This window comes from Pseudocalidococcus azoricus BACA0444 (genome assembly GCF_031729055.1).
Lineage (GTDB): Bacteria > Cyanobacteriota > Cyanobacteriia > Thermosynechococcales > Thermosynechococcaceae > Pseudocalidococcus > Pseudocalidococcus azoricus.
The window spans coordinates 242,159-266,242 of record NZ_JAVMIP010000003.1 but is presented as its reverse complement, the minus strand read 5'-3'; the positions used below and the strand labels follow the sequence as shown (position 1 = coordinate 266,242).

The window sequence follows — 24,084 nt, the reverse complement described above, 5'->3', positions numbered from 1 at the left end:
CGATTCATGAATGTGTAAATAATGCATTTATAAATAGTCCTATAGCAGTTGGGTATTTCTATAGCTTGGCATCAAAATCTTACGCCAAAAAATAATTATTCACTCGATCTCAAAAATCATTGCTGCTTGCTAGAGTCTCAGAAAATATTTTAAATGGAGGATCAATGGTTTTCGGGGTTTGAGCATCTAGAGCTGATGAGTTTGCATCATGACTGAGCCTTGGGCTTAGGGAGCTAAGACTGAGTTAGGTTTCTAGCAGGGTAATCTTGCCTGTTTGCCCGTTCATCTGAATCTGCTGTCCCGTTTTTAGATGTTGAGTGGCTTGCTCCAAACCCATAATGGCGGGAATGCCTAACTCTCTGGCTACAATTGCCCCATGGGATAAACGGCCACCCACTTCAGCAATAATGCCCACGGCTCCCGTCAGTACTGGCAACCAGCCCGCATCTGTGTAGGGGACAACCACAATCGTATTGGGCGGAACCCGCAGGGCCTGGCTTGGGTTGTGAATGATTTGGACTCTGCCTTGAGCGATACCCGGACTGGCTCCAATCCCTTGCCAAGTTGAGGTCTGCTGCCTGGTGACGGAGATGGGTAGTTGAGGATTTTGACCGTAAACAACATAGGGAATGGGTTCTAAATTTTGCAGTGCGTTAAATTCTCGACGGCGGTTCTCAATGAGTTCTTGATAGTTTGGCCAATCCATCGTTTGGGGAGCTTGAATTGCCGTAGTCACCTCATTAAACTGGAGGAAGAAAATATCCCCCTGGGTCAAGAGCTGCCCGTTTTTAAGCCATTGGTTTTCCAGGCCAAGAACCGTCCAACGTAAATTTGCCAGGAGTTGACCATAGACTGTAGCCACATCCCCCTTAAGATTGATCCGCGCCTGCACCCAGGCCTTGGCTTTTTGATTGAATTTAGGCCGATGAGCGAATGTTGACTGGCCCACTAAACTGCCTAACAACTGCCACACTAGGTCTGGGGTCTCTTGCCAAGTCGGCACAGAAATATCCGTAGCTGTGGGGCTGATATAGCCAAAGGTCTGCAAGAATTTCTCTAAATCTCCTAAAACGGCTTTTCCTTCAGGAATCTTTTCTAAGGCCTGTTTGAGGGTTTCTGGGGCCGTAGCTACATCTGTCTTCAGAATCTCTTGAACCTGTTGAGCAATTGTCGTTAAGGCTTTCAAGGATGCAGTTTCCGGGCTGGTACTGGTATCGAGAGTTTCAGGGTGGACGCGACTGAGGGCTTGTCTGAGGGCAGCACTCAAGGGGGCCATAATGTTGTAGTAGGTGGCAATTTCCAGGCCTGTCAAGATTTTTTTGATGCGATTGAGTAACCAGAGGGGATCCGCAGTGGCAGTGATGGGATGCGCTTGGAGTTCCTGGAGGAGGGGGTGGAGGTGTTTCTGGGAGTCCCGTTGCCAATCGCGCTCTAATTGCCATTCTCGTTTGCCCAGTTTCCCCAGGCCAGGTAAGGCTTTCAAGGTGGTGCTCAAGGGCGGCCGGCTCATTTTTGTGCCCCGAGTCAGAAACTCTAAACTCTCTGGGGGCAGGCCCATGCGGCGAAAAATTGTCCCTAAAAGGGTGGCATTAAAATAAGCCCGGCCAAAATGGAGATCCGCGGTGGCCTGGAAATCTAATCCCTGAGCCGCTTGACCTAAAACGAGGGAAAAAATGTCTCCCCAGACCCCACAGGTGAGCGGCCGATTAATTGACCAAGTGAGGGGATGAATTACGCCAGGAATGACTTCGGCGGCAATTTTACGCGTCCAAATCGGTAATAGGGTGGTAATCGGCCGGGCCTGGAGAATCCAAATGGTTTGTCCGTCATAGGTCCATTCCAGATCCTGAGGAATGCCATGATAGCGAGCTTCTAATTCTCGACACAGGCGAGCCACTTCCAGAATCACCGCCGCGGGCACATCTCCCGTGATCTTTAATTGGTCAGGGATTGGCCCCTGTTCATCAAACAAGACTCGATAGGACTCCGGCGTAAATTGCCCCGAAACAACGCGACTGGCCGGGCCGGGTAAGGTTTCCACTGCCACACAATCTAAGCCACCCCAGAGGGGATCTCGACTAAAGGCCACCCCAGAAAAGACCCCCTGAATTTGGACTTGGACAAGGACGGCCATCCCAGAATCATTTAAGGTAGCGGCAGCGGAATCATCCTTAACTCGGTGATAGGACTGTTGCACGCCAATTAGGGCCTGGGTGAGTTGTTCTGAGTTGGTAATATCCAAAAAACTGGCATATTGGCCGGCCATGGCAGTGGTTAAGGAGTCTTCCCCAGCGGCTGAAGAACGGGCTACCAAAGGATGGGCAGCATCAACGTTCAGGCTGGTAATTAGGGGTTCCGGGTCATCGCCCGCCGGTAATACCCAACCCATTGGCACAGCATAGCCCCAGCGTTTCAGTTGACTGAGGGTAGCCGCTTTATGACCGACTTTTTCGGGAGACAGGGGTTGATCCAAACTCAATAGGGCGCGATCCCCTTGGAAAAATTGAAACATGACTTGACTCTCCGGCCTGGCCTGGTGCTTGTTTAAGGCTAAATCATCGGGCAAATCCTCATAAATCCAACCCAAGGTTAAGGCTAAAACTCCAGCGGCCAATGTTTCCGGGACAGAGCGACGAATTAAAGCCACCATGACTGGGAAAACAATTAACGCCACGAGCCGCCCCTGTTGCCGTTGTCGAAAAATTGTAAAGCTCACGCCACTAATCAACACCGTTAACCAGGCCACCCCAGGGGCAAACCATAGGACTCCCCAAACCACATTGGTTGTCCCGGCCCCATTGCCCCAACAATAACGTCCCGCCACCAAGCAGAGTAGGGCTAACCAGGGGCCAACGGCTAAATCTGGAAACCAGTTTTGCATCCAAAGAACGGCTAAAATTCCCTTCGCTGCTTCCGAGCAAACGGCCAAAATCCCGAAAACAGTCCCCCCGTGATAAAAGGCTGCCGATACCCCCACATTACCTGTACCCAATTGGGATAAGGGGCGTTTCAAGCATAGGAGGCTCAACCCGTTAATTATTGGCAGGCCACCCAAGACCGAACAGCCCAGGCCCAGAACTATCGCTAATCCAATTTGAGTAATCAAAGCAGAATCAAAGATGGAATTGAAGATAATTATAACGTGATCAATTCCGATGAATAGCTGAATGATGAATTAACAAGAGTCTATCAATGATCATCTAGTATTAGTTTATATATTTAATATTTGTTAAATTTTTATTTATTTTTTCAATTTATTCATCAATTTAGATTTCATTGATTCTGTTTTTTATTGAAACATTTATCTAGCAATTTGATATGTACCATTAAAAAACTAGCTTTTGTGATCATACTTTTAAATCAGTTTTGAAGACATTAACGTGGTATTAAGTTATTAGAATTATGACAATTTTGCAAACCACTGAATTGAGCTTAAGCAAGTAGGAGAGTATTTCTTACAAGTAGCTCTACTAAATCCCCGCAGGATTGTGATAAAAACACTGATGAAATCTGTTAGGTTTAAGTAAGTTCATGGCTTGATCTATGGAACTCGCACCCGGATTCTCTCGCCAATCATTGCTAACAGATTTAGGTCGCGTCGCCTATGCCCGTGGAGGCCCGGAGATCACGGTCGCTAATACACCTCTGACAACTCTTTTGTTCCTGCATGGGTTTGGGGGTGGTTCCTCTAGCTATGAATGGTCACTAGTTTATCCCGCCTTTGCCGCCCACTATCGGGTGATTGCCCCTGATTTGATTGGTTGGGGAGATTCAGAGCATCCCCGCCGTGACTATACAGATTTGGATTACTTACAACTGCTGGAAACCCTGATTAGCCACTTTGCCGAGACTGGGCCAATTGTGGTGATTGCCTCATCCTTAACCGCAGGCCTGGTGATTCGAGCCGCTATTGCCATCCCGGAAAAACTCCAGGCCCTGATTTTGTTTCATCCCAGTGGTCTCAGTGATTTTGGGCAAGATTTTCGCGACACATGGCTGGCTCAGTTAATTGCCACCCCAGGCCTGGATCAAGTGGTCTATCGGTTCGGGATTGCCACCGAATTTGGGATTCAAACTTTTATGGGCCAACGGCAATTTGCCAACCCGGAGCAGATCAGTCCCGCAATGGTCAAGGCTTACTTACGGTCGGCGGAAATGGAAAATGCGGATTGTGCCGCCCTGGCTTTTGTCCGGGGTGATCTTTGTTTTGACTTGGCCGATTACTTACCGACGCTAACAACACCAACATTTTTTATTTGGGGCAGTGAGGCGCAACTTTCATCCCTAAGTTTGGGCCAAGAACTGGCAAAACTCAATCCCCAGGCCATCCGGGAATTTATTACCTTGCCCAATGTTGGGATTACCCCGCAGTTAGAAGTCCCCGCCGTCACGATTGGTTTAATTCATCGCTGTTTAGGGAAGATTGAGGGCCTGGTAATAGATATACCCAGACATGACTAACATAAATACATTAAATAATAGGATTACCACCTGATTGGGTAAGCGGGGTAACAGGCGCGTACTGAATTGTGTGGCTAAAACCCCCCCCAGGCCCAGAATAATCCCCGGCATGACCGCAACATTCCCTTGAACCCCATGGGCAATAACCGCTGAAACCGCCGTAATCATGATCACCGCCAAGCTGGTTTGAATTGCAGCTTTAATCGTGTCCCCCAACAAGAGCACCTGTAAAGACACCATAATCACCCCTCCACCAATGCCAAATAAGCCGGCCATTAATCCCGCAATCCCACCAATAAACATTACAGCCCCAAATCGTTGTAATAAATTAGTTTGGCTGTTTACAGGAGTAGCTTGATCCTCAGATTGATTGAAACTGGTTTCTGGTGATTCCTTAAGATTAGCTCGCAGTTGCATTAGGTAAATATTTACTAATAACATTATTGCAAAGGCAATCAGTAACCATTTATCGGGTAATTGGGCAGCCAAATAAGAACCCAGGGGAGCAGTAAACGCGGCCGGAATCCCTAAACTAAGAATTTTATTGAGTTGCCAATAGCCCATGCGCGCATTTTGTACCGTTCCTGCCACAGCCGTAATGATGATCGCGACCGTACTCGTCCCCACCGCCACAACGGGTTGAAAGCCCAAAGACACCAATAAGGGCACCATAATCACTCCGCCACCAATCCCCAGCAACCCCGCTAAGGTTCCAGCCACCAGGCCCCCAACAATTAAATAAATCTCCACTTTTTCGCCTCGGTTTTCTTCTCTTGCTAGTATGGTGACATTTTGAGCTAGATAGTTTAGCCCAGATCATTAGTCCGCCCAGCCGCTGAGGACAATTAACTGCGATGAACTTAATTCAACTGGATGTTCGTCAAACCATTATTAGTGCCATTTTAGTGCTCTACTTTGGAAAATACTTAACCAAGCACGTCAGATTCTTACGCGAATACAACATTCCAGATGCGGTTTCAGGCGGGTTGATTGCTTCACTTTTTTTTGGGATTTGCTATAGCCTATTAAAAACCCAAGTTGAATTTCATCTCCCCATTCGGGACATTCTTTTAGTGGTTTTCTTTACCACGATTGGACTATCAGCCAAATTACAAACCCTCCTCAAAGGTGGCAAACCCTTAATCATTCTCTTAATTACCGCTGTAATCTATCTGTTCTTACAAAATATTACCGGAATTACCGTGGCCAGAATCATCGGTGTGGATTTACCTATTGGTGTTTTAGCTGGTTCAGTTTCCCTCAGTGGTGGTCACGGAACAGCCATTGCTTGGGCACCAATTTTTCAACGGGATTATGGGATTGTGAACGCGTCTGAGATTGGGATTGCCAGTGCGACCTTTGGCCTGGTTTTGGGTGGCATCATTGGTGGACCGGTGGCTCGATTTTTAATTAAACGACATCGTTTACAAGCTGACTGTTTTGATCAGGACTTAACGGTGGGGATTCGCCAAGATCAAGAGAATGTCCAAATTAACTACAATACAATGCTCAATGCCGTGTTTGTGATTGGCTTAACCGTGGGCCTGGGGATTCAAATTAATGGAATTACGGATGCGTTGGGTTTGAGACTCCCTTTGTTTGTCGCTTGTTTGCTGGCGGGAATTATCCTCACCAATACGATGCCCTACCTGTTTAAGCGTTTACCCTGGCCGGCTGGAACCTCCTCCTTAGCCTTGATTGCAGATGTGAGTCTGGGCTTATTTTTAGCCATGTCTTTGATGAGTTTACAGTTATGGACATTGGCGGGAGTGGCTGGCCCTGTGACAATATTGCTATTAGTGCAATTTGCCTTGAGCACCGTTTACACCATTTTTGTTGTGTTTCCAGTCATGGGAAAAAATTACAATGCCGCGGTAATTGCAGCGGGCTATTCCGGGTTAACTTTAGGCGCAACTCCCACAGCGATTGCCAACATGACCGCCGTTACAGAACGCTTTGGAGCCTCCCCCCAGGCCTTTATTATTTTGCCGTTGGTCGGGGCGTTTTTTATTGATCTTGTGAATGCCTTTGCGATTCAACGATTTCTCAGTTTTATGGGTTAACTAAGTAAAGAGCAATTCAATATAGTTTCGGTCATGGGCAAGCTGTTGTTTTAATCGTTTGGGTTCTTGTAACGTCCGCATTATTACAAAAGCTCCTGCAAATGCTGACACCATCCGATCTACAAAAACAGTTGTTACCAATGGCAGGATTTGCAGAACTTCCTGGAAAAGGGAGCTACACCAATTGGTACATCCACGCTATGCAGGGAAAATAACGGTTTCGGGTCAAGACAGTGCCGCAGCCAAACGCTACCAGGACAAGGAGATATAACGTTACGCAGGCTGTTCTGAGAGAGTAGAAATGTTAAAAAGACTGCCCATCAAGCATTTTCTGACTTGTCCCCGTCTTGCTCTAAATGAGTAATGCTATATTAGGAGCTATTTGTCAAATAGAGAAACACCTAAATGACTAACAAACTTAGGTATCAAATCGTGATTCAGTGATCAGAGGAGGATGGTCGCGTTCTGGTTGGGTTTCCTGACTTTATCGGGCAGCAGTGGTGGACTCACGGCAAAACCTACGCGGAAGCTGTAGAGCAAGGGATTCAAGCCCCCTACGAGCGAGCAAAGCTCTACGAATCATGGGTCATGGCCTATGAAGCCGCTGGTGAATCGTTACCGGAACCCAAAACGGTTTGTACTGTTGCTTAGAAAAGAGCAGCCCTTAACAGGTTTACGATACGCTACTGACTACAAAGTTTTCCTCATCTGCTGTTTCTGTTAATAACCGGGATAACAATGAGGCGGGGGGTTCCGTATAGGGCCAAGCAAAGGCATGACGAAAAGCAGCTTCCTGACAGGCCTGGAGTTCCTTAAAGTCAATCAAGTTTTGCGTTAAAAGATTTTCATACTCAAAGGGCAAGCGGACATTGTGCAGGCCAGCATTATCGGTACAAATGGCAATATCTACCCCTGCCTCAAAGCAACGATCAAAGACCACCCGCAACTGATCTAAGCTTTCCAGAGTCCCGGTTTGTAAATAGGTTGTCGGACACACTTCTAAACATTGACCGGCCTGGGCCACTTGGGGCAGCAATTCGGGGTAATGCAGTGGAATTTGAATCCCATGGCCAATCCGCATTAGGTAAGGGAGGAGTTCTGGGTAACAGCCAGCCGTGGTTTCATAGAGATGGCCTGTAGTTTTTAGGCCTAAATTCCGGGCCTGGCGATAGAGATCAATAAATTCTGTCATCCGTTCCCCATAGGCTGTGTCGCCCCCAGCTAAGTCCACCCCACACACATAATTGGGCATAGCTGCGGCTAAGTGGAGGATGGCCTGGTTTACCTCATAGGGGAGGCGGGTGTGCATACAGAGAATTTGACTGGTGATAATTGGATATTCAGCCACTTCACAGGCCAGGCCAACGACTTTGACAATCTCAGCCATTTGCTCCAGGCGTTGATTTTGGCTCAAGTTGTGATCGGTGCGGAGGTAGGGGGTATAACGCAATTCCAGGTAAGCCAAATTTTCAAACACATAGGCCCCGCGGATCAGGCGATAGATAAAGTAGGGCAAGGCCTGGGGAGTTTGGACGCTTTCCACCAAAGAGTGGAGTTCTAAATATTCTTCTAGAGTGTTGCGGGGTTGGGTATAGAACTGCTCAAAGTCAGGATAATTTGGAAAACGACTGGCCAACTGGGCATCATTGCGTTGAAAATACCGCCATAGAATCCGCGGAACGACAGCCCCCCCCAAATGACGATGCAGTTCGGCGTATAAAGCCATGATCTTCTCCCGAGTTGCGCCCTGATGGAACTGAGCTAGAGTCAATTCACTAAAATTCTTGGCGATATGGACATCCTATTGAAGCTATGGTAGCAAAGTTAACAAAAATTTACACTCTGCCAAACACATCTGGAGTCGAGGCTGCATAGACGCTCAGATCGAGAATCTTAAGGGGTTCGCTGGGGACTGACGGCTGGGATACTGGCTGAAACGGGTCAAGCACTTTGATTGTGGGGGTTCCCTAAAATTCGTTGCGGCTCGGTAGCTCAATCCCATCCAAGGTGGGTACAGCCAGGCCCCGTGAGAGACGAAAATCAACCCAATCTTCGAGGAGTTCTGTCAGGGCATGGCGACATTCGAGGAGGGTCCGACCTTGGGCGTTGACGTTGACAAAACCGGGAATTTCCCCGTGGACGAGGCCATCCTCAGGTTGGATATGGTAAACCGCTCGCTCCATAGCTGCCCGCATATAGTTAGCCAAGGTCATAGGCTTGCAACGTGACCCCAAGGATGGGCCTGTGAATGACTGTCTGAAGGGACTAGGAACGCTTAAAGAGGGTATCTAAATAAACCCGTGCGGCCCGGCGATCACAGTTTCCATTTTGGAGTAAAAACAAGGATAAAGCGGCTACAAAAACCCGGTCTTGATCCCAGTCAGGATGATGTTCTAGGTAAGATTTCAACGTCTCATGGAGTTCTTCGGGAATTTCCGCCAAGATACTGACTGTTGCCTGTGCGTTCATGAATAATTAACCTCTACTATTTAACGCGATGACCCTAGGGGCAAAACCAAAACCAACATGATCCACCCATCTCTCGCACAGTGCTCCAGGCCTGCTGAGAGTAAGCAAAAACTGTCAATTTCAAACCTTGGGAGTTGGGAAGTGCCTCTTCAGCTTTGGGGTTGACTCGGTGTGTGGAGTTTCATTGTTGTCGATCAGGGGGGGAGGTTGTCAATGTTGCCCTGAATACAGTCTTTGGGGCCTCTTGACACGAATTCATTGGGTTTGAGGGTTGTTTTTGTTACGTTTCTTCATACATATCTGCGGAAAACTTGATATTCCCCAGAAAGCCAGGGAAGCCTAGATTCAGCATTATCACCTGTGGAAAACTTCCGGTGGTCTGTGGAAAACTTCCGGGGAACTGGGGAAATCCTGGGGAAATCCTGGGGAAATCTCAATTCAGCCTAATTGTGCTAAGAAATTTGCTAAGTCAGAAATTGATAACTTTTGTCAAGATTTTATGAAAGAAAAAGCCACGCCTGGGGATTTGGGGGAAAGCGCATTGCAGGGGTTCTGAATCACGACCCAGGCCAGATGGATGGGCGTAGCGTTATTCTTAACTCCATGTTGATCAGTGGATTGGGGTCAACAGAGCACTACCAGGCCTGGGGCTTAAATTTTTTATCATTCAGAATCACAACACTTTAAGGTGATTATCCACGTCCTCTTGGGTGAGTTTACTTTTGACTTCAATCAGAACTGCTTCGTTATCGTTAACTACCATGAGATCAATTTCAAGATCGCCACTGGTACCTTGAACTGAAATATCCCGAGAAAGCTCATGAACCTCAATTCCCCGCTCTTTGAATAACCGCACTGCCGCCGGACGCACTTGCCACTCGACAAACTCCCCTAAGCGATTCCCTAAGTTACCGATGATCTGATCTGTTTCCCAAAATCGCCGATCCGTTTCTTCAGATTGTTGACGTAGAAATTCCTTCAATTCTTGGAACTGCTGCCCGGTTTCCTGATTTTGCTCCCGAAATTTACGATCAGACTCCTGGGTTAACTCCCGAAATTTACGGTCAGATTCTTTCTGGGCTTCAAGCAGTTCGCCGAGTAAATGCCAGACTTCTTGGGATGTAGTTGCCATATTCTACCTAGGATTTTTTGTGTTTTAAGATGGCTCTACTTTTAGGGTAGTGGATTAAGCTGTGGGGGCTTTGAAGGGTCTGCTGAGTGTCATTTAGGAGGGTTTTAACTGGTGGCGCGGCTGGCCTGGATTTGGGCGATGTATGATCAATTAAGCCGCAATGAGCCAAGAGATGTATTAACTCTATGGGCTGGCAAACTCAAATTACGATCAATCTAAATGTTTTAGTGGATAAGCCAATTATTCAATGAACGCAAAACTGTTGAACTGATTACAGAAATCAAGGACATTTAAAATGAGTTACCAAGAAATCCTCACTATCGAACCTGACAAACGCGGGGGTAAACCTTGTATTCGGTACATGAGAATTACAGTCTATGATGTTTTAGGGTGGTTAGCTGCTGGAATGTCCCATGCTGAAATTTTAGATGACTTTCCCGAATTAACTGAAACTGATATCCGTGCGTGTCTGGAGTTTGCCGCAGATCGTGAGCATCGAGTTGTTATTTCGGTAGGGTCAACTTGAAACTTTTGTTCGATCAAAACTTGAGTCATAAGTTAATACCTCGGTTAGTCGATCTTTTTCCTGAATCTAGCCATGTCCAGTTGCACGGGCTACAAGAAAAAACAGACACTGATATTTGGGTATTTGCAAGAAAAAATGGGTTTTGTATTGTGACTCAGGATGCTGACTTTGCTGAACGGAGTCGTTTGTATGGATCACCCCCTAAAGTGCTTTGGTTACGCTGTGGTAATGCCCCGACTGACCGAGTTGAATTGTTAATCCGTTCTGGTTTGGCTGCAATTCAAGAGTTAGAACTCAATCCGAATTTACATTGCATAGAACTCTATTAGGGGGAGAATCTGATCTTTAGGCCCCGGGCTTAAAGTTTTCATCATTCAAGATTTTTAAGCTGTGGGTCCCTTGATAGGTTCTCCCTGGGATTCTTTGGCGGCACATTCTAAATTCAAGGCTAAGAGTTTTGCTAAAAGATCATCATTTTTATTGAATCCATAGGCAGCTAAAACCTGTTGATCCAGTTGGGCATGAAGTTGATAGAGTTGGCTGGCGGGTTCATCAAAATAGGCATTATAGAGTTTGGTAATGCCCCATTGTTTTTGCTCCATTTGTTCGGTGCGATAGTCATGGAGTTTTTGCATGGTGGCGCGGATTTTTTCGATTTGCTGGGCTGTGGCGGTTTGGGGAAAGGGAAAGGTTTCAAAACAAGTGTTGTGAGTATATCGAGTATCGCCTTTGAGTGTTGAGCTTTGTGCTTTGACCCAGGCCCGGTGTAGTTTAGAGGTCAATATTCCTAACACATAAAAATCATCTGAAGCAACAGGATGTACTAGATTACTCGGAAGCCAATTTTTTTGACAAGGTAAGAAGATAGACCATTTTGAAACTTCAGTAACAGCAAAATAAAAGGATAAAGACTCAAGCACAATTCTCATTTCTAAACGTTTGCCTTCATATTTCCACCAGTAAGTTTTCAGTCGTGGATTGCGATTATTAGCTCTCTCTTGAGGAATAGTGTTTTTAAGCCATTCTAAAGGTTTTTGATATTGACTCGCTTCTTCTAAAGACATATCTACAAAATCAATAATCCATCTGCTTGGGCATCCATGAGGAATATCTGTCAAATCACTACCACCCAAAAATAACTTCAAGACATCTTCATTTTTAGGATCGTTTTTAACCCAATCTTTAACCTGTTGCTCTGTGACGATAAAGCCCTTACCATTTTGAATCACGCCTTGAAAGCATTTATTCAGATTTGCTTTTAGCCGTTTGGCCGTAGTCACATCTACGGTTGCTCGTAACGAAGAGGTGATGAATGGTACAGGTTGGCTGTCTAGGTAGCAGGAGATATGTACCTCACCCCCGGCCCCTCTCCTACTAGGCGAGGGGAGTTCGTTGGGTGGCAGTAAGTGTTGGGTAATTCGGTCGAGAACATCACTCAAGTTTGCAAAGACTTCATCATTCCTAAATCGCAAAACGGTTAATCCCTGCTCTTGCATCCATTGATCTCGGCGTTGATCATAGTCTTTTCTTTCTTTATGAATTGGGCCATCCAGTTCAACCACTAAACGGGCCTGATGACAATAAAAATCGGCAATGTATGAGCCAAGATTATGCTGTCTTCTGAATTTGGCATTGGCTAAACCTCGATTGCGTAAACATTCCCAAAGAATTTGCTCTGCTGGGGTTTGTCTTTGTCGTAATTCTCTGGCTCTTTCCAGCAAAACTCTTGGAATTTGACGCGCTCGGCCACCAATCGGATCCCCCTCTTCCCGTGTGAGCGAGGCCTGGGGTGAGGGTCTTACCTTAATCCAATTCACAATACTGACATGAACCGCCGCTTCCCCTGACCACTCCTGAGTTGAAATCGCATCATGAATTATTCCATTATTCTGGGAAATATAATCTAATGCCGCAGTCCGACTTTTACCTTGAGAAATCGAATTCGTCCCCACCAGGCCAGCCCGGCCATTTTCCGGTAAATTTTGATGGGCTAATCGAAACCAATAACTACAAAAATGAACCGAATCTTTGACATCTGTATATTTCGCAAAAATCCGATCAATATAGTCATCACCCAAATTCAACCGTAAATGCTTGCCACCTAAAAAAGGAGGATTGCCAATAATTGCATCAGCTTTTGGCCACGGGGTAAACAACGCATCAGCACAGATAATATTTTGATCCAACGTATCCAACGGCAACGCAGACTCAGTTAAATGGTGTTTATCAATGGCAATTTTGCGCCCAATCATTAACGTCACCCGCGCCAACTCCACTGCAAACGGATTTGTATCCAGGCCATAAAACTGATTTGGGGTGACAAAACTGATTCCTTGGGTCATTGGAGCGCGCCGTTTAGCTGCAATTTTATCCAGTAACATCACCTCAATGCGCTTTAATTCTTGATAAGCCAAATACAAAAAATTCCCCGAACCACAGGCCGGATCAAGCACTCGATATTGCTGAAGTTGGAGTTGCAATTGATTCAGTTCCCCAATCGTAGTTTCAGCCTCAATTTGTTCTTCCCAAAAACGGCTAATGGTCGGGCGGATAATCTTCATGATGTCCACTTCCGAGGTAAAGTGCATCCCCCGCGCATGGCGTTCAACATCATCAGCCGACTTTTCAAAAATATTGCCAAAAATCGCCGGTCGCACCTTCCCCCAATCTTCTCGGGCCGCCACATCCAATAACTGCAATTCTTCCCGACTTAACTCCAACGGCTGCACTTGGGCAAATAACCCGCCATTAAAATAATCTACCCCTTGATATCGTCCAGCGGGAGTCTGGCCTGGGGTATTCATTTCGCGAAAAAGCCCGCCCAAAATGTCGTAAGTGCTGCCCCCATTGACACAATCTTGAACACATTCAATAAACATCGCCGTTGATAATAAGCCCCGATCTTCCGCAAACATTGCCAACACAGATTGCAAAATAAATCGCTGGGCCTGGGCTTCACTAAAACTGCCATTTTTTGCCCGTACTTTCAAACATTGATAGAGTTCCCCCATTCTCCGGGCTGCTTTTTCCGTGATTTCGACTTGGTTGTTGCGAAAAACTGGGGTTCGATGGCCCACCTCCATAAAGGCAAAGGCACTAATGCGCGACGGTAATTGCCCTAACTCAACCACATCAACCGGCGTATCCACCTGGACATTAAAGTCATAGATCCAAAACTGATCAAAATTGCACAGCAGCACATACCGCGGCCGATTCGGGACTAAATTTGTCCAATATTGCAGGGCCTGGGCATAGTGTTTACTCAGGTCAGTTCCCCGCTTTTTCATCTCAATTAAAACTCTGGGCTTCCAAACCAAATCCGCAAACCCCGTTTTCCCCGCCGCACTACCCCGACTCACCCGCTCTTCAAAGGTGGCCCCCGCCGCAATTGCATCGGCATAGCCAAAGGCCTGGAAAAACCGATTTAGAAATGTTTGCGCCTCCCCTTTTTCATCCCCCTTGAGGGCTTGGCAGGAGGTAATAAAGTCTTGAAATGGGGCCTGGGAGATCATAAAACCTGATCAGAATTGTCCTAAATCCCAAACAGACAATCTGGGCAGGGAGCATTATAGAAATATTAACTCATCAGTCAATAAAAACAAGTAAAATCATCATCATCAAGAACTGTGTCTTAACCCCATTACCTTAAATCCCCCATGATTCCCTATACCCTCAGTCAGCCCGATATTTTTGGAATTATGGTCGGGGTTATGTTTGGCATGGTCGTGGTGCGGTTTTTGGCGGTGGCTGGAGTTTTTGCCGCTTTTGCAGCCTTGGCCCGGCGAACCTTTTGGTCACAGCGTTGGGTTAATTTACGCCCCTACAAGAAACATCAATTTTGCCAAGAACTGGCCTGGTCGTTGCTGACTTCGGGAATTTTTGCGTTGACGGGGGCAATTACGGCGGTGTTGTGGCAGTGGGGCTATACGGCGGTCTATGTGGAGATTGGGGGCTGGGGTTATGTTTACTTTGGCCTGAGCCTGCTGATTGCCTTACTGGTGCATGAAACCTATTACTACTGGCTCCATCGCTGGATGCACCACCCGAAAATTTACCCCTGGATGCACAAAGTCCACCACCAAAGCATCACCACCTCGGCCTGGACTGCTTTTTCCTTTCATCCCCTCGAAGCCTTGGCCCAGGCCATTTTCTTGCCGATCTTGGTTCTGTTTTTACCCCTGCATCCCTATGCCATTGTGATTTTGCTCACAGTGATGACCTTCTCCAGCGTGATTAACCATTTGAACCTAGAGCTTTATCCAGCCCACTTTAATCGCCATTGGTTGGGACGTTTTTTGATTGGCGCGACTCACCACAGTCTCCACCACAGTCAATTTCGCTATAACTTTGGGCTGTATTTCACCGTTTGGGATCACCTCATGGGAACCGAGAGTCAGGCTTATCATCCCTTATTTGATGAAAAAACCCAAACGATGAATTCTTTAGGCCTGGAAATGAACCGCTCTCAACTGGATAGCCATTAACGTTGCCCAATTCTTGATGAAGGTTGGCTTGAATGCTTTGTTATTGTCCTGAATGAGCTTCTGCATAAATGCGCAATGCCGCCGCCATTTTATTCTCGTAATCATTACCCTGAGACTGGAACCAAGCTAGAGTTTTGGCATCTATTGGAACAAGGGCATTCAAGGGTGCTACAGATTCCCGCCAACGCGACTGACTAAAGAACTCCTCAGTTAAAGGAGGAATATCAGATGTATCAATTTCTGCTTCTGTTAGCGAGTCAACTTTCGCCCAATTCGTTTTTGAGGTAGTATCCATAGATTTTTCGTTCATAAGGTAGAGCTTTCCTCAGTGAAATGATCCGAATTGTTTTACTATCTAGTTCAACGAAAACTATAACGACAACGCGCCCATCAATTATTCCGATCCCAATCCATCGCTCCTCTCCATAGTCTTGCCTTGTATCTAGAGAAATACGAAGCGGTAGTCTAAAGCCTTGTAAGAGTCAGCAAAGTCAAGCCCATGTTTTGCAATGTTTGTCTGGTTCTTTTGTTCATCTCACTCAAATTTCATATCTCGATTTTACTAGATTCTTGCTCTGTGCCTTGAAAACTAACTCTGTTGATTTAGAACATCAATATCGCTCAATGATTCATAACAGTGTGCTAACTCAGGCTCACCCCCAAAAACCGATCTAACAGCCGCCACCGCCACATAGACCGTAAAATCAAGGCCCAGGCCATGACAATGAGCACACAAATCCCGTAGTCTTCCCAGCGTAATAATTCTAGTTCGAGAAAATGTCGCAGGCCTGGGATCAACAGGATCAACACATAGCCCACCAGTAATAGACTCGCCATAACTGGATATCGCCAATTTTTACTTAAGGGCGCGCCCCCAACCCAGGCCCCGTGTGGCGGTTTCAAAAATAAAATCATTACCAAGGAAGCCAGCAGCAAGACGGTCACTAAGGCACTCCGAGCAACTTCAATCCCTTCTCGAAACTTATTCCGTTGAATCGCTGTAGAAATTTGATCCAGGGCGACCGTTCCTTGCAACAAATCCACTAAGGGCAAAATCTGATTAGCTAAATAGCCCCAATAGACCAGCAGGCCCAGTAAACACAAACTCAAGGAAGCAGGTAACACAAAGTGCAGCAAAGAAGGAATCAGGGGTTTTTCTTGACGCGGCCCCGGAACGGCCCAAAGGGCTAAACCAATCGTGGGAATCCCGACCCCAAACAACGTTAAGAGCGAGTTTTGTTTAATTAGCAAGGGAAACGCCCGCCCGGCAATCACCGATGTCATAAACAAGAGGCTAAAACTCAAAACCCGGACTAAAAACAGCCGCGTCACATCTTGAATCCCATTGTGGATCCGTTGGCCCTCCCGAAAGGCTGCCGGTAAGGCTGCAAAGGAATCATGACGCAAAATAATATCGGCCACCCCCCGCGTAATCGCACTCCCGCTTTCCATCGCAATCCCAATGTTGGCTTCCTTGAGTGAGAGAACATCATTTACCCCATCCCCAATCATCGCCACATGGAGACCTTGATCCCGGAGAGCTTTTACCAATTGACGCTTTTGTTCCGGGGTAATGCGTCCAAAGATGGTTGTTTCCCGGGCCGCTTGCTGAAATTCCCCTGGATTCATTTTTGCTAACTCAGCCCCCGAGATAATCCGTAAGGCTCCCCCAAGGTTTTCCCCCACCCCCACCTGTTTGGCCAAGGCTAAGACCGTTTTGGGATGATCGCCAGAAATAATTTTGATCCCAATCCCGGCCTGGGTAAACCGCTCCAGCACTTCCTGGCTTTGGGGCCGCAGTTGATCCCGTAACAGCACCAGGCCGAGGGGGGTTAACTCTAAAGGCAGGCGGGGGGCCTGGGTCGGATCGGGCCATTGGGGATCCTGCTGACTATGGGCCACCATTAACACCCTGGTTCCGTGGGCAATGGCGGTTTCAATTTCTAATAAAATTTCCGGACTGAGGCGATCACCTGGAAACAAAACATCCGGCGCACCTAGAATCGTAACTCCCCCTACATCCGCCCAGGCCAAGGCACTCCATTTATGACTTGAGGCAAAGGGGATTTCAAGGCGAGGGGGGCAGGGGGGGGCGGCACAGGCCTGGGCAATGGCGGCACTGGTTTGATTGGCCACGGTGAGGCTATGGGCAAAGCGACCGAGTAATTGCCGCAGTTCGGGTTCTGTGCCTTGCAAGGGGTGAATGGTTTGGACTTCCAGGGCATTGGCCGTCAGGGTGCCGGTTTTATCCAGACAGAGGACGTTGATATTACTGAGGGATTCCATCGCATTGGCCTGTTGTACCAAGACCTCCTGTTTGGCAATCCGCACCGCCCCCACGGCATAGGTCAAGGTAATGGTTAAATACAACCCCACTGGGACTAGCCCGGCCACCACCGCCGCTGTTTGTACCGCCATCGGAAAACTACTTAAGCCCACCAGCAGTGACAGTAAGACCAAAATCCAGAGGAACATGGCCAAAACCAGAATCACCCGAATAATTAAGTTGATGTCATGTTGGAGGGGGGTCAGTTCGCGGCGGAAGGCTTTGGCACTCTTCGTGACTTGGTTAGCGGTACTGGCAGATCCCACTTTCTCGGCCTGGTAGTAGGCCAACCCCTGCACACAATAACTCCCGGAATAGACTAAATCCCCCAGTTCTTTATTAATTAAGTCCGATTCCCCCGTCAGGAGCGATTCATCCACCTGGATTTGCCCTGTGCCGACCACCCGCCCATCGGCAATAATTTGATCCCCCGGCCGCACCACCAAAACATCATCTTGGACAATGGCATCAGGCGTAACCGAAATTTCCACCCCATCCCGCAAGACCGCCACATGGGGCCGGGTTAAGAGGGCAATTTGATCCAACTGTTGTTTGGCCCGGACTTCCTGCACCAAGCTGAGGATCGTATTCAGAAACACCACAATCGCAATCACCAACACATCCCCTGGCCGACCCAAGCCCAACAGGACAATGCTGATGAAAAAGAACACCCCATTGATAAAGGTGAATAAATTGTCTTTGCAGATTTCTTTATAGGTGCGGCTGGTGGCCGGGGGTTGTTGATTATCTAAGCCCAGACGGCGGCGGTCTTCAACTTCAGCAGCAGATAATCCGGTCAATGTTGTCATAACTTACCGTCAACGAACCTAAGGGCAGTACTGAACAAAATTGGCGTTAAGCTGAGGGACTAGACTTGACTACAAACACAGAGCAGGGAGCTTCTTCCACCACTTGAGCACTCACTGACCCCTGTAAAATTCGCGAGACTCCGGTTAAACCCCGACTCCCTAAAAGAATTAACTCGGCCTGGTGAATGTGGGCCAAGCGAATAATTTCCGCCGCTGGTTCTCCCTGGGCAATCTCTAGGACGACATCCACCGTATTTTCAAAAAGTTCATTCACCTCTTGGCAATAGTCCTCTAGGCGTGACTCCAGATGTTGCCAATGACCAGTGGGTTGAGACACGTCCGCCGACTGCCCCAGGCCTGATTCTGCTGGAGAAATCACATGGGTCAAAATAACTAAACTTTCGGGAATTAAGTCTAACTGACCCAGGGCCTCGATCACCTCTGTGGCCATGTCCGAATCATCAACCGCCACTAAAATCCGTTTGAACACGCTTGGGGATAACTCATTGCTTCGTTCTTAGTATATCCAGGCCTGGGAATTATCATCTCAACGCCTAATCTATCTCTGCCTTTGCCAAGCTGACCAGTTCAAGTCGGGACTTTATCAATCAGTCAGTAGATTGGAGGTTTAATATTGTTGTCTTGAGAAATCTGCAAAAGATCGTAACTTACCCATTTCAAAATCATCTAAACCTACCTGAATCCCGTCAAGGAATGCCTGTAAGTCTTCTCTCGCCAAACTGTAGAATGGTTGCCAGCAGTTGAGAGGCAAAAACGTTAATATCTTGACCTTACTGAGTAACTCGATTTCTTGACAGGGCAGGTTGTTCTTGGCTCAGGGTCATCATAATTGACATAAATCTTGACTTAATTATCTTTTCTTTTCACCCCATCGGGGAGCTAATGCTAATTGATACAATTCAGAGTGGCCAATGACCCAAGGGTTTTCGACTTGCCGATCAAAACTTTGGCGATAAAAACATTGTGTATTTATTCAAGAACTGTTGTCAGATGGCTTATAAATGAATTTCACCCAAGACTAAGGAGATCATTTGTGACGGTTCTGGAATTAACAGGCATTACCTTGATTGGCTCAGTTTTAGCGGGGGGCCTGGGGGCCGTCACTGGCTTAGGAGGTGGTGTCGTGATTATTCCCCTCTTAACTCTTGGCCTGGGGGTTGATATTCGCTATGCCATTGGGGCCGCCCTCATTTCAGTCATTGCCACCTCTTCTGGAGCCGCCGCTGCTTACGTCAAAGAGGGATTTAGTAATGTCCGGATTGGGATGTTTTTAGAAGTGGCCACAACCATTGGGGCAATTTCGGGGGCCTATATTGCCACTTGGATGCCCACCGCTGGTATTTCGATCATCTTTGGGGTGGCTCTCCTCTGGTCAATTTATGCCACTAATCAACCCCACAAGGATCATCTGAGTGACATTGGCCCAAATCCTCTGGCTACCTCCCTAGGGATGAATAGCTGTTACCCAACTAGCGGCGGCTGGGAAGATTACTTTCCCCAAAATGTCCCCGGTGGCTTTGGCTTGATGTATGTGGCTGGGGTTCTATCGGGGTTGCTGGGGATTGGTTCGGGAATGGTCAAGGTCTTGGCGATGGATCAGGTGATGCAGTTGCCCTTCAAAGTTTCCACCACCACCAGTAACTTTATGATTGGGGTGACGGCAGCCGCGAGTGCAGGCATTTATTTTAGTCGGGGGTATATTGATCCTGGCCTCTGTTTACCTGTGGTTTTGGGGGTTCTGTTTGGTTCTCTAGTCGGAGCGAAGTTATTAGTCCATGCCCCCGTCCAGCTTTTGCGGATTGTTTTTAGCGTGGTGTTGGGTATTGTCGCTGTGCAAATGTTGTGGCAAGGAATTAGTGGGTTGGGGTTAAAACTATGACCTTTGAGCAGCGCAATCGGGAAGATGAAAAAATGGATCAACTCCTGGGCAATGTCCTCCGGGGTGGGGTGATTCTCTCTGCTACAGTTATTTTGATTGGGGGGCTAATCTATATTTGGAGAAATGGGCAGGAAACTGTGGCCTTGAGTGTCTTTAAGGGCGAGCCGACCTATCTCAAACTGGTTCCAGATCTCCTGAGTGCTGATGTGCAAGCTCGCGGACACGCGATCATTCAAACGGGAATTTTGTTATTACTCCTCACCCCCATTACTCGGGTTGCCCTTTCCCTGCTAATTTTCTTACGTCAACGCGATTTTACCTATGTTTTAGTTACAGCCATTGTGTTAGCTGTATTGCTCCACAGTCTCTTGACGGTTTGAGGGCTATTGTTTCCCTGAGTTCCAGGCCTGGTGTTGCGCCTCTAGGGGTTCACGGCTAATTACTGGGAGGATGATTATGACGGTTTGAAGTCCTACTGCCGTTGCTAGGCTGGAATCAGACTAATTATTCTCATCAATCACCCTGGAAGCTCTGATGTTACCCCTCGCCCATCGTCTCACTGGCTTACAAAGTAATGTTTTTGCCGATATGGATCAGGCCAAGGCCTTAGCACGCCGGGCCGGACAGGACATGATTGACTTATCCTTGGGGTCTTCTGATTTACCCGTTGATCCCCTCATTACCCAGGCCATTGGGGCGGCCCTTGGAGATCCGATGACTCACGGTTATCTCTTATTCCATGGCACCCAAGACTTTCGCCACGCTGCCGGGGCCTGGTATCGCCAAAAATTCGGCATTGCCGTTGATCCAGAGACCGAGATTTTACCCCTAATTGGCTCCCAGGAAGGTACAGCCCATCTCCCCTTGGCAATCATGAATCCAGGGGATTATGCTCTTTTACTGGATCCGGGCTATCCCTCCCATGCAGGTGGTGTTCATTTAGCTGGGGGACAAATCCACACCTTACCGCTACTCGCGGAAAATCATTTTTTACCTGACTTGAGTTCTATTCCGAACGCGATTCTACACCAGGCCAAGCTCCTCGTCCTCAGCTATCCCCACAATCCCACCACCGCCGTTGCCCCCCTGGAATTTTTCCACACCGCCATCGAATTTTGCCAGGGCCACAACCTTGTCCTCGCCCATGACTTTCCCTATGTAGATATGGACTTTACCTCTAGCCCACCCCCCTCCATTTTGCAAGCGGATCCGGATAAGTCTGTAAGTATCGAATTTTTCTCCCTATCCAAGTCCTACAACATGGGCGGCTTTCGGGTTGGTTTTGCCATTGGTAACAGCACCCTGATTAAAGCTCTCAGGCAAGTAAAAGCCGTTGTTGATTTTAACCAATATCTCGGCATTTTTCGGGGCGCGACTGTTGCCTTAACCCAAGGACAGCATATTCCCCAAAGCACAGTCCAAACCTTTGCACACCGCCGCGAGGCCTTTGTCCAAACCCTGAATCAATTTGGCTGGTCAGTCCCAATGCCCCCGGCAACAATGTATGTGTGGGCCAAACTCCCAGAACCTTGGCAATCGGACTCTATTGGCTTTTGTCAGCAACTGGTTCAAGCGACGGGGGTGGCAGCTTCTCCAGGGGCCGGCTTTGGTGCAGCGGGTGAAGGGTATGTTCGTTTTGCCCTCGTTCGAGAGCCAGAAATCCTCGCCCAGGCCGCCCAACGGGTAATGGCATTTTTGGGCCGGTGATTACTGTTACAAGTGGTCAATCCAGCGTTATACCTTGGAAGCCATAAACTGATGGATACTGCGGGCTAAGGATTGCTGTTGTGCCACATGGGTTGTCGGAAAACGGGTTAAGGCAATTTGCTCTCCGGCCTGGGTGTAGAAATAAACCTGATAAAACTCTGTTCCAAGGAATACTTCTTTTTTGACTATGACGCGTTTTAGCTGCTCTAGATGATAGGATTTTCGCCCCAGAGAGTTTCTCAAGGTTAATAACCCTGTTTCTCGGTTAAGGGTACAGTCTTCTTGTGCCGTCAGTTGATAGCCCAGGCCGGCTGTCGTTAAACCAATTAGCCCAATGCCATCCACAGGAGACTCATACCCTAAGAACAAGAACAATCCCAGGCCGGCACAAAACGCGCACAAATATCTGAGACCGACCAAGCGTTGCCGCAAAACTAAACGGGTTGCTGATTGTTGAATGATTCGCATAACAAAACAGGGATTCGCAAAACTAACACTCTGTTTTGAGTCTAACGAACTGGCCTGGGGCAATGCCGGGTTAAATTCGATCCTAAAGTTTAACAGAGCTACGTTGAGGTTCCGGATGGGATTCGGGTACGGAAATATTCAACTGAGTGTGGGACGGAAGTGAAGTCGAGTGCGGCCAATGAATCCCAATCAGAGCATCATACAAAAAGGGGCCAACGTTACCAGGCTCAAAAATCCCGAGGGTTTGTTTACAGCCTTTGGCATCTAAAAGGGGTTTAACAGAATAGTAAGCCGGTTGGACTTTATACCAGGGAATACTGGGCCACAGGTGATGGATGAGGTGATAGTTTTGCCCCAAAATTAGGAAGTTCAAAATCGGACTGGGATAAACTCGGGCATTGTGCCAGCGATTCCGTTCTACATGGGGGCGATGGGGAAAATAATCAAAAAACAAACCCAACATTAAGCCCACTACACCGGCCGGGGAAAACCAGAAATTCAGCACATAATCCAGATGTCCATGGATGGCCGCCAGTGTCACCACCGTCACCAACAGGCCCCGACTAATGGCCCATTCCCACAGTTCATGATTCCGCCACAGTCGCCGCTTAAAAAAGAAAATTTCATGATAGAAAAAGCGCGGAGCAATTAGCCACAACGGGCCACCCTTGGAGACATAATGATCTGGGTCATTTTCAGGATCGTTGACATGGGCGTGGTGTTGAATATGGACGCGGGTAAACACGGGAAAGACAAATCCCAGCATCAAGGCACTGCCATGGCCCAAGACAGCATTCACAAGGGGGTTGCGGTGCGCCACGTTATGGGAGGCATCATGAATCACCGTCCCGACCAAATGCAACGCCAAAATATTGACACCAAAGGTACACCAGGCCGGCCAATCCCATTCAAAGTGACCGACGGTGGAGATGACGGCAAGGCTAATGGCCGCAATAAACATGACTACAGTCGGGTTAAAATCTCCCGGCGGCCCTAAAAATTCCCGGCTAATTAGGGTGCTGCTGCCTCCGTCCTTCAATCCGATACTCCTTACCGCTGATACACCAAATAGGGGATAGGCGGATCTACTCAGTTTGTAGATCTATCTCGCTAGTAGTATAAAGTAGTTGCCCCAGACAGAGGGATAGGGATCAGGAAGTTTCGGCGAAAATTAGGGTATTTTCCAAGGCTTAGCCCTCCTATTCCGAGTTCTGCGACGCCCTAAGTTGACCCGATTGCTAAGGTTACAGGGATTTCACTCGGCCTTGCAGCCCCAGGCCAGCGGGTATCAGTTTCGTTAAGGGAGATAGGAAAATCAAAGCAGGTTAGCAAATTTTGCCAAGATCTCTGCTTCGGTTAAGTTGACAGTTTGATTCGCAAATTCATAATAACTGGGCTTCATGTCAATAAAGATTTGTTCTGTGAACTCAAATTTCGTGCCATCTGGGAATAGACCGGCTGGAATGAAATAGTCTTGGGTTGGGAGTAACTTGTAGTAAATATGAGACCCACATTCACCACAAAAGGCTCGTTCAGCCCAATCTGATGACCGATAGACCTTTAATTTTTCGATTCCGGCCAATTGCACATCCGTACCACAGGCAATCCCCAAAGCTGGCCCACCCCCCCAACGCCGACACATCCCACAATGACAGGCATCAAGGCTTGTTTTATCGGGTGTTTGGACGGTTATTGCACCACAGAGACATTTACCTTCCATGTCAATCCCCTGGATAATC

Annotated in this window: 20 protein-coding genes and 3 pseudogenes; 8 read left to right on the top strand and 15 right to left on the bottom strand. The window is 47.6% G+C overall.

Annotated features, from left to right (window positions below; translation table 11 throughout):
* Positions 1-244 precede the first annotated feature (244 nt).
* Positions 245-3,106 carry a glycerol-3-phosphate acyltransferase gene (locus RIF25_RS06045; protein ID WP_322877647.1) on the bottom strand — a complete coding sequence of 954 codons (2,862 nt, stop codon included), beginning with the start codon at positions 3,104-3,106 and terminating at the stop codon, positions 245-247.
* 437 nt (positions 3,107-3,543) lie between these two features.
* Here RIF25_RS06045 and RIF25_RS06040 point away from each other — a divergent pair, with 437 nt between their 5' ends.
* Entirely contained in the window at positions 3,544-4,461 is a 918-nt protein-coding gene (locus RIF25_RS06040) for an alpha/beta fold hydrolase (RefSeq protein ID WP_322877646.1), read from the top strand.
* Here RIF25_RS06040 and RIF25_RS06035 read toward each other — a convergent pair.
* Complete coding sequence (locus RIF25_RS06035; protein ID WP_322877645.1) at positions 4,414-5,211, bottom strand: sulfite exporter TauE/SafE family protein; 798 nt, start codon at positions 5,209-5,211, stop codon at positions 4,414-4,416. The genes RIF25_RS06040 and RIF25_RS06035 overlap by 48 nt on opposite strands.
* 104 nt (positions 5,212-5,315) lie before the next feature.
* Here RIF25_RS06035 and gltS point away from each other — a divergent pair, with 104 nt between their 5' ends.
* Complete coding sequence (gene gltS, locus RIF25_RS06030; protein WP_322877644.1) at positions 5,316-6,524, top strand: sodium/glutamate symporter; 1,209 nt, start codon at positions 5,316-5,318, stop codon at positions 6,522-6,524.
* Between the two features lie 673 nt (positions 6,525-7,197).
* Here gltS and RIF25_RS06025 read toward each other — a convergent pair.
* The 4 genes from RIF25_RS06025 to RIF25_RS06010 form a co-directional block, all read right to left on the bottom strand.
* A complete protein-coding gene (locus tag RIF25_RS06025) occupies positions 7,198-8,250 on the bottom strand; it encodes an adenosine deaminase (RefSeq protein WP_322877643.1) in 1,053 nt (350 codons plus the stop codon).
* Between the two features lie 241 nt (positions 8,251-8,491).
* Positions 8,492-8,737, bottom strand: coding sequence for a type II toxin-antitoxin system HicB family antitoxin (locus RIF25_RS06020; RefSeq protein ID WP_322877642.1), 246 nt, complete (start codon positions 8,735-8,737; stop codon positions 8,492-8,494).
* Positions 8,738-8,789: 52 nt separating this feature from the next.
* Positions 8,790-8,993 carry a DUF2811 domain-containing protein gene (locus RIF25_RS06015; RefSeq protein ID WP_322877641.1) on the bottom strand — a complete coding sequence of 68 codons (204 nt, stop codon included), beginning with the start codon at positions 8,991-8,993 and terminating at the stop codon, positions 8,790-8,792.
* 673 nt (positions 8,994-9,666) lie between these two features.
* Entirely contained in the window at positions 9,667-10,125 is a 459-nt protein-coding gene (locus RIF25_RS06010; protein WP_322877640.1) for a hypothetical protein, read from the bottom strand.
* A 295-nt stretch (positions 10,126-10,420) separates the two neighbouring features.
* Between RIF25_RS06010 and RIF25_RS06005 the strand changes: the two genes are divergently transcribed.
* Positions 10,421-10,651 (top strand): DUF433 domain-containing protein, encoded by a 231-nt coding sequence (locus tag RIF25_RS06005; RefSeq protein WP_322877639.1) that lies wholly within the window; start codon positions 10,421-10,423, stop codon positions 10,649-10,651.
* On the top strand, positions 10,648-10,980 hold the full coding sequence (locus RIF25_RS06000; protein ID WP_322877638.1) for a DUF5615 family PIN-like protein: 333 nt from the start codon (positions 10,648-10,650) through the stop codon (positions 10,978-10,980). The genes RIF25_RS06005 and RIF25_RS06000 overlap by 4 nt, the downstream gene beginning before the upstream one ends.
* Before the next feature lie 54 nt (positions 10,981-11,034).
* On the opposite strand, the pseudogene RIF25_RS17180 reads toward RIF25_RS06000, so the two are convergent.
* Positions 11,035-12,357: pseudogene (locus tag RIF25_RS17180) on the bottom strand (DUF559 domain-containing protein); the annotation flags it as partial.
* 87 nt (positions 12,358-12,444) lie between these two features.
* A pseudogene (locus RIF25_RS17175) lies at positions 12,445-14,163 on the bottom strand (DNA methyltransferase); the annotation flags it as partial.
* A gap of 144 nt (positions 14,164-14,307) precedes the next feature.
* Here RIF25_RS17175 and RIF25_RS05990 point away from each other — a divergent pair.
* Positions 14,308-15,135 carry a sterol desaturase family protein gene (locus RIF25_RS05990; RefSeq protein ID WP_322877636.1) on the top strand — a complete coding sequence of 276 codons (828 nt, stop codon included), beginning with the start codon at positions 14,308-14,310 and terminating at the stop codon, positions 15,133-15,135.
* 40 nt (positions 15,136-15,175) lie between these two features.
* Here RIF25_RS05990 and RIF25_RS05985 read toward each other — a convergent pair whose 3' ends face one another.
* From RIF25_RS05985 to RIF25_RS05975, 4 genes and pseudogenes are all read right to left on the bottom strand, one after another.
* Complete coding sequence (locus RIF25_RS05985) at positions 15,176-15,445, bottom strand: BrnA antitoxin family protein (RefSeq protein WP_322877635.1); 270 nt, start codon at positions 15,443-15,445, stop codon at positions 15,176-15,178.
* Positions 15,393-15,646, bottom strand: a pseudogene (locus RIF25_RS17170) (BrnT family toxin). The gene RIF25_RS05985 and the pseudogene RIF25_RS17170 overlap by 53 nt, the downstream one beginning before the upstream one ends.
* 131 nt (positions 15,647-15,777) lie before the next feature.
* A complete protein-coding gene (locus RIF25_RS05980; RefSeq protein WP_322877634.1) occupies positions 15,778-18,270 on the bottom strand; it encodes an HAD-IC family P-type ATPase in 2,493 nt (830 codons plus the stop codon).
* Positions 18,271-18,316: 46 nt separating this feature from the next.
* Positions 18,317-18,760 carry a universal stress protein gene (locus RIF25_RS05975; protein WP_322877633.1) on the bottom strand — a complete coding sequence of 148 codons (444 nt, stop codon included), beginning with the start codon at positions 18,758-18,760 and terminating at the stop codon, positions 18,317-18,319.
* A gap of 564 nt (positions 18,761-19,324) precedes the next feature.
* Here RIF25_RS05975 and RIF25_RS05970 point away from each other — a divergent pair.
* From RIF25_RS05970 to RIF25_RS05960, 3 genes are all read left to right on the top strand, one after another.
* Positions 19,325-20,170 carry a sulfite exporter TauE/SafE family protein gene (locus RIF25_RS05970; protein ID WP_322877632.1) on the top strand — a complete coding sequence of 282 codons (846 nt, stop codon included), beginning with the start codon at positions 19,325-19,327 and terminating at the stop codon, positions 20,168-20,170.
* Positions 20,167-20,550: a DUF1634 domain-containing protein gene (locus RIF25_RS05965; protein WP_322877631.1), complete on the top strand. Its 384-nt coding sequence runs from the start codon at positions 20,167-20,169 to the stop codon at positions 20,548-20,550. Before RIF25_RS05970 ends, RIF25_RS05965 begins: the two co-directional genes overlap by 4 nt.
* Positions 20,551-20,704: 154 nt before the next feature.
* Positions 20,705-21,877 (top strand): LL-diaminopimelate aminotransferase, encoded by a 1,173-nt coding sequence (locus RIF25_RS05960; protein WP_322877630.1) that lies wholly within the window; start codon positions 20,705-20,707, stop codon positions 21,875-21,877.
* Positions 21,878-21,904: 27 nt separating this feature from the next.
* On the opposite strand, the gene RIF25_RS05955 is transcribed toward RIF25_RS05960, so the two are convergent.
* From RIF25_RS05955 to RIF25_RS05945, 3 genes are all read right to left on the bottom strand, one after another.
* Entirely contained in the window at positions 21,905-22,345 is a 441-nt protein-coding gene (locus RIF25_RS05955; protein ID WP_322877629.1) for a hypothetical protein, read from the bottom strand.
* A gap of 82 nt (positions 22,346-22,427) precedes the next feature.
* Complete coding sequence (gene crtR, locus RIF25_RS05950) at positions 22,428-23,384, bottom strand: beta-carotene hydroxylase (RefSeq protein ID WP_322877628.1); 957 nt, start codon at positions 23,382-23,384, stop codon at positions 22,428-22,430.
* Positions 23,385-23,660: 276 nt separating this feature from the next.
* Complete coding sequence (locus RIF25_RS05945) at positions 23,661-24,065, bottom strand: GFA family protein (protein WP_322877627.1); 405 nt, start codon at positions 24,063-24,065, stop codon at positions 23,661-23,663.
* Positions 24,066-24,084: the final 19 nt, after the last annotated feature.